This window comes from Tsuneonella rigui (assembly GCF_003958625.1).
Lineage (GTDB): Bacteria > Pseudomonadota > Alphaproteobacteria > Sphingomonadales > Sphingomonadaceae > Tsuneonella > Tsuneonella rigui.
Map to the genome: position 1 here is coordinate 420,139 of NZ_RSEL01000005.1, position 14,831 is coordinate 434,969.

Below are 14,831 nucleotides of genomic sequence, written 5' to 3' on the forward strand. Positions count from 1 at the left end.
TCGATGCGCGCTCACATAATTGTGCAGGTGCGAAATGTCAATGCTGCACCGATCAGGCAGCAGCGCGCTGCGCGGTCAGGCGCGCGATGAGCTGCGCCAGATCATCCTCCGTGAAGGGCTTGGCAAGCCGGGGCACATCGAGCGCGGTGCCCTCGGGCAGATCGGCATAGCCCGACACGATCGCGGCGTTGATAGAGGGCTGGATTTCGCGTGCGCGGCGCACCAGTTCGCCGCCGTTCATGCCCGGCATCGCGTAGTCTGACAGCAGCAGGTCGAATTCCTCGCCCTCCAACGCCGCCAATGCCTCGGCGCCCGAATGACGCTCGGTCACCGCGTGCCCGAGGTCTTCGAGCATGGTCACCGTGTTGAGCAAGACGATCGCGTCGTCGTCCACCGCCAGCACGCGCAATGACGGGGCCGCTGGCCTCGGCGTGACGTCGTTCGCGGGTGCGGCCAGCTGTTGCTCGTCCTCCTGCTGCTCCTCCTCCGCGACCTGAAGCCAGATTTCCGCGGTGGTGCCCCTGCCGGGCTCGCTGCTGATGACGAAGCGCCCGCCGCATTGCTCGGCCATTCCCTGCACCATTGACAGGCCAAGTCCGGTGCCCTTGCCGATGCCCTTGGTGGTGAAGAACGGCTCGATCGCGCGCGACAGGGTTTCGTCGTCCATCCCCTCGCCCTCGTCGATCACCTTGAGGCGGACGAAGCGGCCGTCACCCGGCGCGGTGGGCGGGCAATCGATCGCGAGCACGATCGAGCCGCCGTCGGGCATCGCATCGCGCGCGTTGACGATCAGGTTCATCAGCGCGAGCTCGAACTGCGCGCGATCCGCCAGCACCCGCGGGAGCCTCATCGGAAAACGCGTTTCGAGTGAGACGTTGGGGCCGATCGTCCGCTCCAGCAGTCCCGCCGTGTCGCGTATGCTCGCCACCAGATCGACCGGCGCCAGCTCCAGTTCCTGCTTGCGCGCGAACGACAGCAGCCGCTGGGTCAGCGTCGCGCCCCGCTTGGCGCCGTGCATCGCGTTCTGCAGGAACTGGCGCGGATCCTGGCCCGCGTCGATCCGCCGCAGGGCGATCTCGATGCTGCCCGAAATGGCAGCGAGGATATTGTTGAAATCGTGCGCCACCCCGCCGGTGAGCTGACCGATCGCTTCCATCTTCTGCGCCTGGTAGACCTGCTCGCGCGACAGCTCGAGCGCGTCCTGCGCATGCTTGCGCTCGGTCAGGTCGCGGGTGATCTTGGTAAAGCCGAGCAGATGACCGTCGTCGTCCCGGATCGGATCGATGACCACGCTCGCCCAGAAGCGCGTGCCGTCCTTGCGCATCCGCCAGCCTTCGGCCTCGAACCGGCCTTCGGTCTCGGCGGTCTTGAGCGCGCGTTCGGGGACCCCCGCATCGCGGTCTTCGGGCTGGTAGAAGTTGGAGAAGTGCTTTCCGATGATCTCTTCGGCGGTGTAGCCCTTGAAGCGCTGCGCACCCGCGTTCCAGCTCGACACGTAGCCCAGCGGATCGAGCATGTAGATCGCGTAGTCGGTGACGCCCTGGACCAGCAGGCGGAAGCGCTCTTCGCTCCGCCGCAGCGCTTGCTCCGCCTCGCGTCGTTCGGTCAGGTCGCGGGTGATTTTGGCGAAGCCGACGTGCTCGCCGTTCTCGTCGCGGATCGGATCGACCACCACGTTGGCCCAGAAGCGGCTGCCGTCCTTGCGCATGCGCCAGCCTTCGGCCTCGTAGCGTCCTTCGTTGAGCGCCTTGTCGAGTGCACGGTCGGGCACGCCGGCTGCGCGTTCCTCTTCGGTGTAGAAGCGCGAGAAATGCTGACCGATGATCTCGTCGGCGCTGTAGCCCTTCAGCCGTTCGGCGCCCGGATTCCAGCTGCGCACGATTCCCTGCGGATCGAGCATGTAGATCGCGTAATCGGTAACGCTCTGGACGAGGAGGTCCGCTTTGCTCTGACTAAACGTCGAATCCGCCATGCGTCCGATGCTGAATGAGCCCCCCTTTGGCTAGTGCGCGCCTAACGGGTGCTGCCGCAAAGCGTTCCGAACCTAACCATCGGTAAGGTTACGACTGTGACAAATCCGCCGCAGCGATCAGCGCCTCGGTGCTCGCGTCGAACCGCGCTCCGCCCGCGTCGATCTTGTTGGCGATCGCCTTACCGAGTTCGACCCCGAACTGGTCAAAGGGGTTGATGCCCATCAGCACCGCGTTCGCAAACGTACGGTGCTCGTGGAACGCGATCAGCGCGCCGAGCGTGGCGGCATTGATGTCGTCGCAGAGGATGGTCGCGCTCGGCCGGTCGCCGGGATAGGCGCGTGCGGGGTCCTCGCTCTTCTGTCCCGCCATCAGCGCCGCGCCTTGCGCGAAGCAATTCATCAGCAGGATGCGGTGATGCGCGGGATCGAGCGTATCGCCCGACGTGACGCTGGCGATGAAATCGAGCGGCGCTTCGACCGTGCCCTGGTGCAGAAGCTGGAACACCGCGTGCTGCGCGTCCGTCCCCACCCCGCCCCAGGTGATCGGCGCGGTCGAGCCCGAAACCGGAGCGCCGTCGGCAGTCACCCGCTTGCCGTTCGATTCCATCTCGAGCTGCTGAAGGTAGTCGGGAAACAGCCTCAACCGCTCATCGTAGGCAAATACCCCGCGCGTCTGGCACCCGCCAACGTTGGCGTAATAGCGATCGGCGAACGCCGCGCGCAGCGGCAGGTTCGCGCGGCCCTCAGTGCCCGCGAAATGCGCGTCGACCGCGCGCGCGCCGCGAAGCATGTCTTCGAACACGTGCCAGCCGAGGCCGAGCGCGATCGGAAAGCCGATGCTCGACCACAGCGAATAGCGGCCGCCGACGGTCTCCGGGAACGGCAGCACCCGCGTCTCGTCGACACCCCACTCGACCGCCTTGTCGGGGTTGGCGGTCAGCGCGACCACCCGTCCGTAGGGATCGGCGATGCCGTGCTGCTTGAGCCAGTCGAGCGCGCTCGCCGCGTTGGTCATTGTCTCGATGGTGGTGAAGGTCTTGCTGGCCACCGCGATCAGCGTTTCGGCCGGGTTGCACCGTTCGAAGGCGTCCTCCAGCGCGAGGCCGTCGATGTTCGACACCACGTGCACGTCGACCAGAGAACCTTCGCGCCGCAATGCGTCGATCGCCAGCTTTGGCCCCAGCGCCGAGCCGCCGATGCCGATGTGGATCAGGTGGCGGATCTCGCCGAAAGTCCCGCGATGGATCGCGTCGACGAGGATGTGCATCCGCTGGTGCAGCGCATCGGCTTCTTCCACCGAGGCATCGGCGCCGGTGCCGCGCTGCGCGGTGTGCTCTGCGGCGCGGTCCTCGGTGACGTTGACCCGTTCGCCCGCGAGCAGCGCCGCCCGCTTGCCGGCGAAGTCGCGCGCCTCCGCCAGCGCCTCGAACGCATCGAGCAGCGCATCGTCGAGGTGCGTCTTCGACCAGTCGAACAGCGCGCCGATCGGCTCGTCCTCATCGCCCCACTCCAGCCGCGCGGACAGCTTGCCGACGCGGTCACCGTCGGCAGCGAACAGTTCGGTGAGCGTGCGGCGCTCGCACGCCTTGATGCGATCCCACGCGTTGTCCCAAGGCTGGCCCACTCGCAAAATCCCTTTCCTACGACGCGGGCTCCCGACTAGGGACTACGGCGATGTTTGCAAGCGCTCCAACCGTCCGTCCCGGCGCCCCGTTCCCCCTTGTCGCCGCGCCCGGTTCTTCCTCTCCAGGACAGTGTGACAAGTGTGACAAGTCCAACAGCGAGGCGCGGTGATGACCGCTGACAGCGCCCCCGCCGCGACCGCCGTGACGGAGCCCGAGGACAAGGAAACGCTCGGCAGCTTCGCGTGGTTCGTGGTCAAGCTGGCGCTCGCGGTGTTCGTGTTCCGCGCGTTCTTCTTCTCGTTCTACTCGATCCCCAGCGAGTCGATGCTGCCGCGGCTGTGGAACGGCGATTACTTCATCGCCGCCAAGTGGCCCTACGGCTATTCGAAATGGTCGATGCCGTTCGACCTGCCGCTGATCCCCGGCCACATCCTCGGCTCGCTGCCCGAGCGCGGTGACGTGGTGGTGTTCAAGCACCCGGTCGATCATGTCGATTACATCAAGCGTGTGATCGGCCTTCCGGGCGACAGCGTCGCCATGCGCGGCGGGCAGGTGGTGCTCAACGGCGTGCCGGTGAAGCGAGTGCAGGTCGGCGATTTCATCCTCCCGGTATCGCCCAACACCAGCTGCGCGTGGGGCGCGAGAAACGCAGCCGCCACCGGCCAGCGCGCCTGCGACTACCTGCGATTCAGGGAGACCCTGCCCTCGGGCAAATCCTACGACACGCTCGATTTCGGACCGACGCTGCAGGACAACTTCGGCCCCATCATCGTGCCCGAAGACACCGTGTTTGTGATGGGCGACAACCGCGATAATTCGATGGATAGCCGCTTCCCCGCCAAACCGGAGGGCGGCGTGGGATTGGTGCCCGAAGAGCTGCTGGTCGCGCGAGCCAGCGCGATGGTGTGGTCGACCGACGGCTCGGCCAGTTGGCTCAAGCCATGGTCCTGGTTCACCGCCGCGCGCTGGAATCGCTTTGGAGAGGGCATTTGAGCGCCCTGCCGAACGAAACGCGCGAGTGGCTCACCGCGACCGGCTTCACCGTGCGCGACGAGAGCGTGTGGTACGCCGCATTGACGCACGGCAGCACCGGCGAGGCGGTCAATTACGAGCGGCTCGAATGGCTCGGCGACCGGGTGCTGGGCCTGTCGATCTCGCACTGGCTGTTCGACCGGTCGGACGCGGCGGAGGGCCAGCTTGCCCAGCGGCTCAACGCGCTGGTCAGCCGCGACACTTGCGCGTGCATCGCGCGCGAGATTGGCGTGCCCGCGCATGCCCGGCTCGGCAAGCAGGCGCGCGACGACGGTGCGCACGATAGCGACAACGTGCTCGGCGACGTGATGGAAGCGCTGCTGGGCGCCAACTATCTCGAAGCGGGCTTCGACCCGACCCGCGACCTCGTCCACCACTTGTGGCGCGATGCGGTCGACGGGCGCCGCGGCCGCTCCAAACATCCCAAGTCCGCGCTGCAGGAGTGGGCCGCGGGCAATCGCCGCAAGCCGCCCGAGTACGAGCTGGTCGACCGCTCGGGCCCCGACCACGCGGCGCGCTTCACCGTCCGGGTAAAGGTGCTCAACGTCGGCGAGGTCGAGGCGACCGCGGCGAGCAAGCAGCAGGCTGAAACCGCCGCTGCGGACGCATTCATGAAGAGGTTCGCATGACCGGCTCAGACACCACCCGCTGCGGCTTCGTCGCGGTGATCGGCGCGCCCAATGCGGGCAAGTCCACGCTGGTCAACGCGCTGGTCGGCCAGAAGGTGGCGATCGTTTCCGCCAAGGCGCAGACCACCCGCGCGCGCCTGATGGGCATTGCGCTTGAGGGCAACACGCAGATGGTGCTGGTCGATACGCCCGGCATCTTCAGCCCCAAGCGCCGGCTCGACCGCGCAATGGTCACCGCCGCGTGGGAAGGCACCCAGGCGGCCGACGCGGTGCTGCTGGTGGTCGATCCGATCAAGCAGCGGCGGCATGAGCTCGACCCGCTGATCGAGGCGCTCGGTCACCGTCCGGAGCGCAAGATCCTGGTGCTCAACAAGGTCGACATCGCGAAGAAGGAGCCCCTGCTCGCGCTGGCGCAGGAGTTCGGCGCCAAGGCCGATTTTGCCGAAATCTTCTTCGTCTCGGCCCAGACCGGCGACGGCGTGCCGGAGATGAAAGCGGCGCTTGCAGCGATGATGCCGGCGGGCGAGTGGATCTACCCTGAGGACCAGGTCTCCGATGCCAGCGAACGTCTGATGGCGGCCGAAATCACCCGCGAGCAGCTCTACCGCCAGCTCCACGAGGAGCTTCCCTACGACAGCGCCGTGCGGCCCGAGCAGTACGTCGAGCGCAAGGACGGGAGCGTCGAGATTCACCAGCAGATCGTCGTCGGCCGCGACAACCAGCGCGCAATCGTGCTCGGCAAGGGCGGCAGCCGGATCAAGCAGATCGGCGAGGCGGCGCGCAAGGAACTGAGCGACCTGCTAGGCCGCAAGGTCCACCTGTTCCTCCACGTGAAGGTGGAGGAGAACTGGGCCGAAAACCGCGAAATCTATGAGGAGATCGGGCTGGATTTCGGCCGCTGAGCCAATGCTGATTGAAAGTGGGTCGCAGGTACCGGGCGTTGATCCGGCAGACTTCGCATTGCTGCCCCATACGGCACTGCGATACGAGATTCCCTGCGCGGCGCTGAGGCCGTTTGTCGCCGACTACCACGTTCTCGATTCGGAGATTTCGCCGGAAACCGGACCCAGCGAATGGATGCTGCCCAACTCACCCGCAGTGCGCTTCATCCTCGCTGATCATTCGATGGCGCTGACCCTCGGCGCCAATGATCCGGAGACGATTCCGCGCGTGGCGCTATACGGAACCACCAGCCGCGCGGCGGAGATGCTTCACGGCGGGGGCGGCGTCACCATCGGCTTCAACCTGACCGCAGTCGGCTTTGCCCGCCTGTTCGGCGCCAACGCCACCAAGCTGCGCGACCGGGTCGTGCCACTGGAGGACCTGGTCGACCCCGAATGGTTGCGCACAGTTCTCAGCCGGCTGCGGGAAAGCGACCGCGGCCCCGCGGTCAAAGGCATCCTCGATCGCGCCCTGCCGCAACTGTTTAGCAACCCGCACCCGCTCGAAGCCGAGATCCAGCGGATCGCCGATCTCTTGCTGCGTCCGGGGGTGGTCAACCTTGCCGACGAGGCGGTGGCGCTCGGCATGTCGCCGCGCCGCCTGGAGCGACTATCGAGCCGGTTCTTCGGCTTTCCGCCCAAGCTGCTGCTGCGGCGGGCGCGCTTCCTGCGCTCGATCGTCGCGCTCAAGCTGGCCGGGCCGCCTTACGACTTGTCCGTGATCGATCCCGCCTATCACGATCAGCCGCACTTCATCCGCGACGCGCACCGCTTCCTCGGCATGACCCCGACGCGGTTCCTCAAGATCGGCACGCCCTATCTCGACAGCGTGCTTCGTGCGCGGGCGATCGTGCATGGCGCCGCGATTGCCGCGCTGGCGCCGTCGGGCAAGAGCCGGAGCTAGCGCTTTTTGGCGATCTCGATGCCGTTCTTCTTGGCGAAGTCCTTGGTCGATTCCTCGCTTCGGTTGATCGCCTTGGCGATTTCCCTGAGGCCCTTGCCCTTACCCGCGAGCATGCGCAGCGTGCCCGCCTCGTCGGCCTTCCACGGCTGCTTGTGGCGTTCGAAGTTCTCCTTGCCCATCAGCTTGCCTTCGCCTTCTTCTTCGGCGCCGCTTTCTTCTTGGCCGGCGCCTTGCGGCCCTTCTTCTTCGCCGGGCCCTTGGCGGCGCGGGCATCGATCAGCTCGATCGCCTGCGCTTCGGTCATGTCCTCGGGCTTCATGTCGCGGGGTAGTGTCGCGTTGGTGGTGCCGTCGCTGACGTAGGGGCCAAAGCGGCCGGCCATCACCTTCATCTCGCCCCCACTGGTCGGGTGCGCGCCGAAGGTCTGGATCGGTTCTGCCTTCGCGCGGCCCGCCCCGCGGTTGGCGCCCTGCGCCAGGATATCGACCGCGCGGTTCATGCCGACCTCGAACACCTCGCGGGTGCTAGTCAGCTTGCCGTACTTGCCATCGTGACGGAGGTACGGGCCGTACTTGCCGATCGCTGCCTCGATCTCCAAGCCCGTCTCCGGATGCGCGCCGACGATGCGCGGCAGGCTCAGGAGCTTGAGCGCCCACTCGAAGTCGAAATCGTCGAGGTCCTTGGGAATCGAGGCGCGCTTCGCCTCCTTGCCCTCGCCGAGCTGCACATACGGGCCGAAGCGGCCGGTCTTGCGCTCGACCGGCAGGCCCGTGTCGGGGTCATTACCGAGCACGGCGTTTTCGCCGCCCTCGCCGCCGCTGCCGCCGGGCGAGGCAAACTGGCGGGTATACTTGCACTCGGGGTAATTCGAGCAGGCGATGAACGCGCCGAACTTGCCGCCGCGCAGCGCCAGCCGGCCGCCTTCGCGTCCTTCGGTCACGCACACCTGGCATTCGCGCGGATCATGCCCGTCGGCGCGCGGCGGGAACAGGTAGTCGCCGAGGTATTCGTCGAGCGCCTCGGTTACTTCGGACGGCTTGCGCTCCATCACCTCGTCGGTCTTGGGCTTGAAGTCGCGCCAGAATGCTTCGAGCAGCGTCTTCCAGTCCTCGCGCCCGTCGGAGACGGTGTCGAGCTCCTCCTCCATTCCGGCGGTGAAATCGTAGCCGACATAGCGGTCGAAGAACCGTTCGAGGAATGCGGTCAGCAGCCGCCCGCTTTCCTCGGCGAAGAAGCGGTTCTTCTCCATCCGCACGTATTCGCGGTCGCGCAGCGTCTGGATGGTCGAGGCGTAAGTGGACGGCCGGCCGATGCCGAGCTCCTCCAGCCGCTTGACCAGGCTCGCTTCGGAGAACCGCGGCGGCGGCTGGGTGAAGTGCTGGTTGGCGTCGACGCCGGTTTTCGCCGGACTGTCGCCCTTGCGCATCAACGGGAGCAGGCCCTCGTCGTCATCCTCGCCCTTCTGGTCGAAGCTTTCCTCGTACACCGCGAGGAAGCCGGGGAACTTCACCACCTGGCCGGTGGCGCGAAGCTCGTGCCGGCCGGTCGCATCGCGCAGGGTGACCGTCGTACGCTCGAGGCTGGCGGCCGCCATCTGGCTCGCCATCGCGCGCTTGAAGATGAGATCGTAGAGCTTCGCCTCGTCGCCCACCCCGGCGCGGTCGCGGGTGAAGTCGGTCGGCCGGATCGCCTCGTGCGCTTCCTGCGCGTTCTTGGCCTTGGTCTGGTAGATGCGCGGCTTTTCCGGGAGGTAGTGGCCGGAAAAGCGGTCGCTGATCGCCTTGCGCGCCGCGCTGATCGCGCTGCCATCCATCTGCACGCCGTCGGTGCGCATGTAGGTGATCGCGCCCTGCTCGTAGAGCGTCTGCGCCAGCCGCATCGTATGGCTCGCCGAGTAGCCGAGTTTGCGCGCCGCCTCCTGCTGCAGGGTCGAGGTGGTGAACGGCGGCGCGGGGTTGCGCTTGAGCGGCTTGGTCTCAACCTCCTCGACCGTGAAGCGACCCTCCTCGACCGCCTGCTTCGCGGCGAGCGCGGTGCCCTCCTCGCCGATGCTCAGCCGGTCGAGCTTCTTGCCGTCGTAGGTGACGAGCCGCGCGTCGAATGCGGTGCCGTCGTGCTGCAGGTGCGCGATCACGCTCCAGTATTCCTGCGCGACGAAGGCTTCGATCTCGCGCTCACGCTCGACGATCAGCCGCAGCGCCACCGACTGCACCCGGCCCGCGCTCTTGGCCCCTGGGAGGCGCCGCCACAGCACGGGCGAGAGGGTGAAGCCGTAGAGGTAATCGAGCGCGCGGCGGGCGAGGTAAGCGTCGATCAGGTCCTGGTCGAGCTCGCGCGGGCGCTGCATCGCCTCGGTCACGGTCGCCTTGGTGATGGCGTTGAAGGTAACCCGCTCGACCTCCTTGGGCAGAGCCTTCTTCTTCGCGAGCAGGTCGCGCACGTGCCAACTGATCGCCTCGCCCTCGCGGTCGGGGTCGGTTGCCAGGATCAGGCGATCGGCCTTCTTGGCGAGGTCGGCAATGTCCTTCACCCGGCCCTGCTTGTCGCGGTAAACCTCCCAATCCATCGCGAACCCTTCGTCCGGCCGCACGCTGCCATCCTTGGGCGGCAGGTCGCGGACGTGGCCGTAGGAGGCCAGAACCTTGTAGTCCTTGCCGAGGTATTTCTCGATGGTCTTCGCCTTGGCCGGCGATTCAACGATGACGAGTTGCATGTGAGTGAAGCGGTGTCCCTACGCGTATACGTACGCACGAGGGTGGTGCGGTCAAAGACGGTTCGTCAAGCGGTCAGGCAAACACGGCGTCGAGCTGCGCGCTGGGTTGTTTCTTGAGGGTGTACACCGCCAGGCCGATCGCGGTGGTGAGCAGCCCCGCCACGGATATCGTCAAATTGGTCCCGACGCTGGCGGGCAGGCCAATCGAGCCATTGGCCTCGGTCCAGACGGCCAGTGCGACGACCGCGCCCAGCGCGAGGACGGTCGGAATCAGGAGCGCGACAAGGATCTGCCAGAACGAACCCCTCGTGAGTTCAAAGCTCGAACGCAGCGACTCCATGACGCCCACGCCCTCCACGCAGAGGAAGCCGTATGCGGCGGACCAGCGGACCCACAAGAAGACCCCCGGGATGATCAGCGCAAGCACGCCGAGCCCGATGCCGAGAGTGCTTACGATGCCCAGTCCGAAATAGGCCCAGAACCCCGCGAGGTTGCCGCGGCCCAATTCGCCCTTTTCGACCATCGTGGTCACAAGCATGTAGCCCAGGGCCAGCCCCACGGCGGTCGACGCGAGTGAGCCTCCCCGCTCCCAGCCGGGCAAGTCGGAGATGGTCGACGCGGTCGTGCTGCCGATGACGTACAGCGCCGCCACCAACCAGGTGCGGCCAATCAGGCGATTGCCTTCGCTGAGGATTTCGTTCGTACTAATTTCCATGGACGCTCCCCCAATGTCTCGAATGCTTGGCTAGGCGCCGTTGCTCGCCGAAGATGCCCGCAGGCGCACCCATGCGACAAGGAACAGCGCGCCCAGCAACAGGTCGATCGCGCCAAACGTGGCAGTCAATTCATCGGCTTGTCCGCGCGCCCAGAACGCGATTGCGGGAACGCCGAAGCACAGCTTCTCGAACAGCGTCACGGGCATCAGCGGTGCGAATCGCAGCGGGTCGCGGGCGATGACGAGGAACACGCCTTGAAACACCAGCGCCGTTCCCACGAAGCCCAGATGCGTGAGGTGCCACGGGTCCGGCACCGGCTGAAAATAGGCGAGCGCTAGCACGACGATCCCGTAGATCGCCGCCCAGCGATAGACCCGCGCGGCGAAGCGGACTTCAGGCGGCAAGGCTCACCCTCCCGCCCGCGTGCCGCACGACCCGGCCCGCGATCTCCAATTCGAGCAGAGCGAGTTGGACCGATGCGGCGGGCTCGCCCGATTGACGGATCAGCTCATCGACCGCGACCGGCGCCGTGGTGAGCAGGCTGGTGACATCGGCCGGTTCGGCTTCGGACAGTTCGTCGTCCGCAAACACGTAGGCCGGCGCGGCCTCGCGAAAAGTCGAGCGCGGGTTGCCGTCGAAGCCACTCAGGAGTTCGATCACGTCCTCAGGCGATTGCACCAGTACGGCGCCATCGCGGATGAGCTGGTTGCAACCGGTGGCTCGGCCATCGAGCGGGTTGCCGGGGATCGCCATCACCTCGCGACCCGCCTCGGCAGCGAGGCGCGCGGTGATCAGGGAGCCCGACTTGGGCGCGGCTTCCACCACGACCGTGCCGCTCGCGAGCCCGGCGATGATGCGGTTGCGGCTGGGGAAGTGGCGACCGCGCGGTTCGGTGCCGGGGACCTGCTCAGCGAGCAGTAGTCCGCGCATCGCAACCTCTTCCTGCAAGTCCTTGTGCTCGGGCGGATAGACCACGTCGATCCCGCTCGCGATCACGCCGATGGTCGCGGGCATCGCCCCGCGGTGCGCCGCACCGTCAATGCCGCGTGCCAAACCCGAAGCGATCGCAAAGCCCGCCTCGGCCAGCGCGGCGCCGAAGTCGCGCGCCAGCTTGACCGCCGCCGCTGAAGCATTGCGCGCACCGACGATCGCGACGCACGGCTTGGCAGCGAGCGATATGTCGCCGCGCCAGGTGAGCACCGGCGGCGCGCTGTCGAGCTCCGCCAATAGCCGAGGGAAATCGGGCTGATCGTGGAACAGGTATTTCGCACGGGCACGCCGGACCTGCGAGATTTCTTCGGCGATGGTCTCCGGTGCAGCCGCGCGGTAAGCCGCCCCTCCCCGCTGAGCGAGATCGGGCAGTGCTTCAACCGCCGCCTCCGCTGAGCCGAACCGGCGCAGAAGCTGGCGGAAGCTGACCGGCCCGACATTGGGCGAGCGTAGCAAGCGGATGCGCGCGAAAGCTTCTTCCTGCGAAAGGCTCACTTGGAGGCGCCCACCCGCGGTTCCTTGCCGCGCATCAGCCGGCCGATATTGCTCCGGTGCATCCAGATGATGAACACCGCGATCACCGCCAGTGCCCAGATGTATTCGCCGTACCCGAGCAAGGCTGAAGCGACAGCCGCACCCACTACCGCCGCCATGCCAGCCACCGAACTAATCCGGCCGAGCGCCAACACGAGCAGCCACACAACAGCGTATGCCACGCCGATCGGCCACGCGAGGCCGAAGCTCACACCGGCGTTCGTCGCAACCCCTTTGCCGCCCTTGAACCCGAGCCAGACCGGGCAGCAATGGCCGACCACGGCCGCAACACCCGCCGCGCCTTCGGCACCAGGCCACAGAAATTTCGCCAGTAATACAGCCCCCAGCCCTTTCAGCAGGTCTAGGATCAGAGTTGCGGCGGCGACCGACTTGTTGCCGGTGCGCAGCACGTTAGTAGCCCCGGTCGCGCCGCTCCCGATGTCGCGCACATCGCCGAGCCCGGCGGCGCGGGTCAACAATAGGCCAAAGGGGATCGAACCGAGGAGGTAACCGGCCACTACCGCGAACAACCAATCCATTTGTGTCACGGTATTTCGCTCGCTCCGAACTTGTCCAAGGCGGCCGTTTTCTTCTAGCGACACGATAATTGCAAGGACGGGTCTGGCGGCCCGCACTAGGAGCCTCGTGAGTGATTGATCCGGCCTCCCCCGTGCTCCTGTTCGATTCCGGGGTGGGTGGCCTCTCCGTGCTGGCGGAATTGCGCAAGCTGCTGCCGGACATGCCGGTGATCTACGCGGCCGACAGCGCCGGCCTGCCCTACGGCACTAAGACCGAGGCGGAGATCGCGGCTCGCGTATCCGGGCTGCTTGGTGTGCTCAGCGAACGCTACCGCCCGCGTCTCGCGACGATCGCCTGCAACACTGCGAGCACCATCGCGCTCGGCATGGTGCGTGAGGTATTGCGAATACCGATCGTCGGCACCGTGCCCGCGATCAAGCCGGCGGCCGAAATGACCAAGACCGGCGTCATCGGCCTCCTCGGAACCGCGGCGACGATCCGCCAGCGATATGTCGATAACCTGGAAAGCGAGTTTGCCGCCGGCAAACGCCTGATCCGCTTCCCGGCGCCGGGCTTGGTCGAAGCAGCCGAGGCCAAGCTGCGCGGCGACCCCGTCGACTACAATGAAATCGGACATGCGGTTGCCGGATTGCGCGGCCAGCCAGGTGGCGAGGATATCGACACGGTCGTTCTCGCGTGCACTCACTTCCCACTGCTCAACGATGAGCTTCAGGAGGTGCTCGGACCCGACGTGAAGCTGATCGACGGGGCCGCGGGGATTGCCCGGCGCATCGCCACGCTCGTTGAAGGTCAGCCGATGGCTCGGCAGGCACCCGACCTCGCAGTCTTTACGAGCGAACCTGACAGCCGACCTTCGTTCGCGAAGGTTCTATCGCACTACGGGCTGGAGCGCGTTGAGCGCCTGTAATCGCGAACGATTCGCAAAGATCGCGGTGGCAAATCCGCCTCCGAAGGCGTATCGCGCGCCTCGAGCCGCAGGACGGGACCAGCGGACACGCGACGGGCATGGGCCAGTGAACTACGATCACATTTTCGACCAGGCGATCGACCGGCTTCATGGGGAGGGGCGCTATCGCGTCTTCATCGACATCCTGCGCAACAAGGGCGCTTTCCCCAACGCACGTTGCTTCGCCGGCCACAACGGCCCGCAGCCGATCACCGTGTGGTGCTCGAACGACTATCTCGCGATGGGCCAGCACCCCAAGGTGATCGCGGCGATGGAAGAGGCGCTGCATGACGTGGGCGCCGGATCGGGCGGCACCCGCAACATCGGCGGCAATTCGCACTACCACATCGAGCTTGAAGCGGAACTCGCCCAGTTGCACGGCAAGGAAGCCGCTCTGCTGTTCACCAGCGGCTATGTGTCCAACGACGCGACGCTCTCCACGCTGGCCAAGCTGCTGCCGGGCTGCGTGATCTTCTCCGACGAACTCAACCACGCCAGCATGATCGCCGGCATCCGCAACGCCGGGTGCGAGAAGCGCGTGTTCCGGCACAACGACGTCGCGCATCTCGAAGAGCTGCTGGCGGCGGAAGACCCGGACACCCCCAAGCTGATCGCGTTCGAGAGCGTCTATTCGATGGACGGCGACATCGCTCCCATCCATGCCATCTGCGACCTGGCCGAGAAGTACAACGCGCTCACCTACATCGACGAGGTCCACGCCGTTGGCATGTACGGCGCGCACGGCGGCGGCATCTCGGAACGCGACGAAGCCGCGCACCGGATCGACATCATCGAAGGCACGCTGGGCAAGGCGTTCGGCGTGATGGGCGGCTACATCGCCGCGGACCGCAAGATCGTCGACTGCATCCGCAGCTACGCGCCGGGCTTCATCTTCACCACCTCGCTCTCGCCGGTGCTGGTCGCGGGCGTGCTTGCGGCGGTGCGCCACCTCAAGCAGTCGAGCGAGGAGCGCGACGGCCAGCAGGCGGCGGCCGCGCAGCTCAAGACGATGTTCCGCGATGCCGGCCTGCCGGTGATGAACTCGGTCACCCACATCGTCCCGCTGATGGTCGGCGACCCGGTGCGCGCCAAAAAGATCAGCGACATCCTGCTCACCGAGTACGGTGTGTACGTGCAGCCGATCAATTATCCGACCGTGCCGCGCGGCACCGAGCGGCTGCGTTTCACGCCCGGCCCCGCGCACGACGAGTCGATGATGCGTGCGCTGACGCACGCCCTGGTGGAAATCTGGGACCGGCTCGACTTGCAGCTTGCCCAGGCAGCGTAGG

Annotated in this window: 14 protein-coding genes; 6 read left to right on the forward strand and 8 right to left on the reverse strand. The window is 66.5% G+C overall.

Annotated elements, in window-relative coordinates:
• Positions 1–52: 52 nt before the first annotated feature.
• Both ELY12_RS02795 and pgi read right to left on the reverse strand, forming a co-directional pair.
• Positions 53–1,972 (reverse strand): hybrid sensor histidine kinase/response regulator, encoded by a 1,920-nt coding sequence (locus tag ELY12_RS02795; RefSeq protein WP_126175168.1) that lies wholly within the window; start codon positions 1,970–1,972, stop codon positions 53–55.
• A gap of 88 nt (positions 1,973–2,060) precedes the next feature.
• The gene (gene pgi / locus ELY12_RS02800) at positions 2,061–3,596 is read right to left on the reverse strand and encodes a glucose-6-phosphate isomerase (protein WP_126175169.1); all 1,536 of its coding nucleotides are present in this window, start codon (positions 3,594–3,596) and stop codon (positions 2,061–2,063) included.
• 169 nt (positions 3,597–3,765) lie between these two features.
• Here pgi and lepB point away from each other — a divergent pair, with 169 nt between their 5' ends.
• Genes lepB through ELY12_RS02820 form a run of 4 tightly spaced genes read left to right on the forward strand, consistent with a single transcriptional unit; the run spans position 3,766 to position 7,103 of the window.
• Positions 3,766–4,590: a signal peptidase I gene (gene lepB, locus ELY12_RS02805; RefSeq protein ID WP_126175170.1), complete on the forward strand. Its 825-nt coding sequence runs from the start codon at positions 3,766–3,768 to the stop codon at positions 4,588–4,590.
• Positions 4,587–5,258, forward strand: coding sequence for a ribonuclease III (rnc, locus tag ELY12_RS02810; RefSeq protein WP_241229695.1), 672 nt, complete (start codon positions 4,587–4,589; stop codon positions 5,256–5,258). Before lepB ends, rnc begins: the two co-directional genes overlap by 4 nt.
• Positions 5,255–6,160, forward strand: coding sequence for a GTPase Era (gene era, locus ELY12_RS02815; protein WP_126175172.1), 906 nt, complete (start codon positions 5,255–5,257; stop codon positions 6,158–6,160). The genes rnc and era overlap by 4 nt, the downstream gene beginning before the upstream one ends.
• 58 nt (positions 6,161–6,218) lie before the next feature.
• Entirely contained in the window at positions 6,219–7,103 is an 885-nt protein-coding gene (locus ELY12_RS02820) for a helix-turn-helix domain-containing protein (protein WP_164549383.1), read from the forward strand.
• Here ELY12_RS02820 and ELY12_RS02825 read toward each other — a convergent pair.
• The 6 genes from ELY12_RS02825 to plsY form a co-directional block, all read right to left on the reverse strand.
• Complete coding sequence (locus tag ELY12_RS02825; protein ID WP_126175174.1) at positions 7,100–7,282, reverse strand: hypothetical protein; 183 nt, start codon at positions 7,280–7,282, stop codon at positions 7,100–7,102. The genes ELY12_RS02820 and ELY12_RS02825 overlap by 4 nt on opposite strands.
• Entirely contained in the window at positions 7,282–9,816 is a 2,535-nt protein-coding gene (gene topA / locus ELY12_RS02830) for a type I DNA topoisomerase (RefSeq protein ID WP_126175175.1), read from the reverse strand. The genes ELY12_RS02825 and topA overlap by 1 nt, the downstream gene beginning before the upstream one ends.
• Positions 9,817–9,889: 73 nt before the next feature.
• Complete coding sequence (locus tag ELY12_RS02835) at positions 9,890–10,531, reverse strand: hypothetical protein (protein ID WP_126175176.1); 642 nt, start codon at positions 10,529–10,531, stop codon at positions 9,890–9,892.
• Between the two features lie 30 nt (positions 10,532–10,561).
• Positions 10,562–10,936, reverse strand: a complete 375-nt coding sequence (locus tag ELY12_RS02840; protein ID WP_126175177.1) for a hypothetical protein — start codon at positions 10,934–10,936, stop codon at positions 10,562–10,564.
• Positions 10,926–12,017 (reverse strand): DNA-processing protein DprA, encoded by a 1,092-nt coding sequence (gene dprA, locus ELY12_RS02845; RefSeq protein WP_206435751.1) that lies wholly within the window; start codon positions 12,015–12,017, stop codon positions 10,926–10,928. The genes ELY12_RS02840 and dprA overlap by 11 nt, the downstream gene beginning before the upstream one ends.
• On the reverse strand, positions 12,014–12,595 hold the full coding sequence (plsY, locus tag ELY12_RS02850) for a glycerol-3-phosphate 1-O-acyltransferase PlsY (protein WP_126175179.1): 582 nt from the start codon (positions 12,593–12,595) through the stop codon (positions 12,014–12,016). Before plsY ends, dprA begins: the two co-directional genes overlap by 4 nt.
• Positions 12,596–12,708: 113 nt before the next feature.
• On the opposite strand from plsY, the gene murI reads away from it, so the two are divergent.
• Positions 12,709–13,503 (forward strand): glutamate racemase, encoded by a 795-nt coding sequence (murI, locus tag ELY12_RS02855; RefSeq protein ID WP_126175260.1) that lies wholly within the window; start codon positions 12,709–12,711, stop codon positions 13,501–13,503.
• Positions 13,504–13,609: 106 nt separating this feature from the next.
• Entirely contained in the window at positions 13,610–14,830 is a 1,221-nt protein-coding gene (gene hemA / locus ELY12_RS02860; RefSeq protein ID WP_126175180.1) for a 5-aminolevulinate synthase, read from the forward strand.
• Position 14,831 lies beyond the last annotated feature (1 nt).

Excerpts from the sequence above, each read along its gene's own strand:
- ELY12_RS02795 (WP_126175168.1), bottom strand. The coding sequence starts at position 1,972 with ATGGCGGATTCGACGTTTAGTCAGAGCAAAGCGGACCTCCTCGTCCAG.
- lepB (WP_126175170.1), top strand. The coding sequence starts at position 3,766 with ATGACCGCTGACAGCGCCCCCGCCGCGACCGCCGTGACGGAGCCCGAG.
- era (WP_126175172.1), top strand. The coding sequence starts at position 5,255 with ATGACCGGCTCAGACACCACCCGCTGCGGCTTCGTCGCGGTGATCGGC.
- ELY12_RS02825 (WP_126175174.1), bottom strand. The coding sequence starts at position 7,282 with ATGGGCAAGGAGAACTTCGAACGCCACAAGCAGCCGTGGAAGGCCGAC.
- topA (WP_126175175.1), bottom strand. The coding sequence starts at position 9,816 with ATGCAACTCGTCATCGTTGAATCGCCGGCCAAGGCGAAGACCATCGAG.
- ELY12_RS02835 (WP_126175176.1), bottom strand. The coding sequence starts at position 10,531 with ATGGAAATTAGTACGAACGAAATCCTCAGCGAAGGCAATCGCCTGATT.
- plsY (WP_126175179.1), bottom strand. The coding sequence starts at position 12,595 with ATGGATTGGTTGTTCGCGGTAGTGGCCGGTTACCTCCTCGGTTCGATC.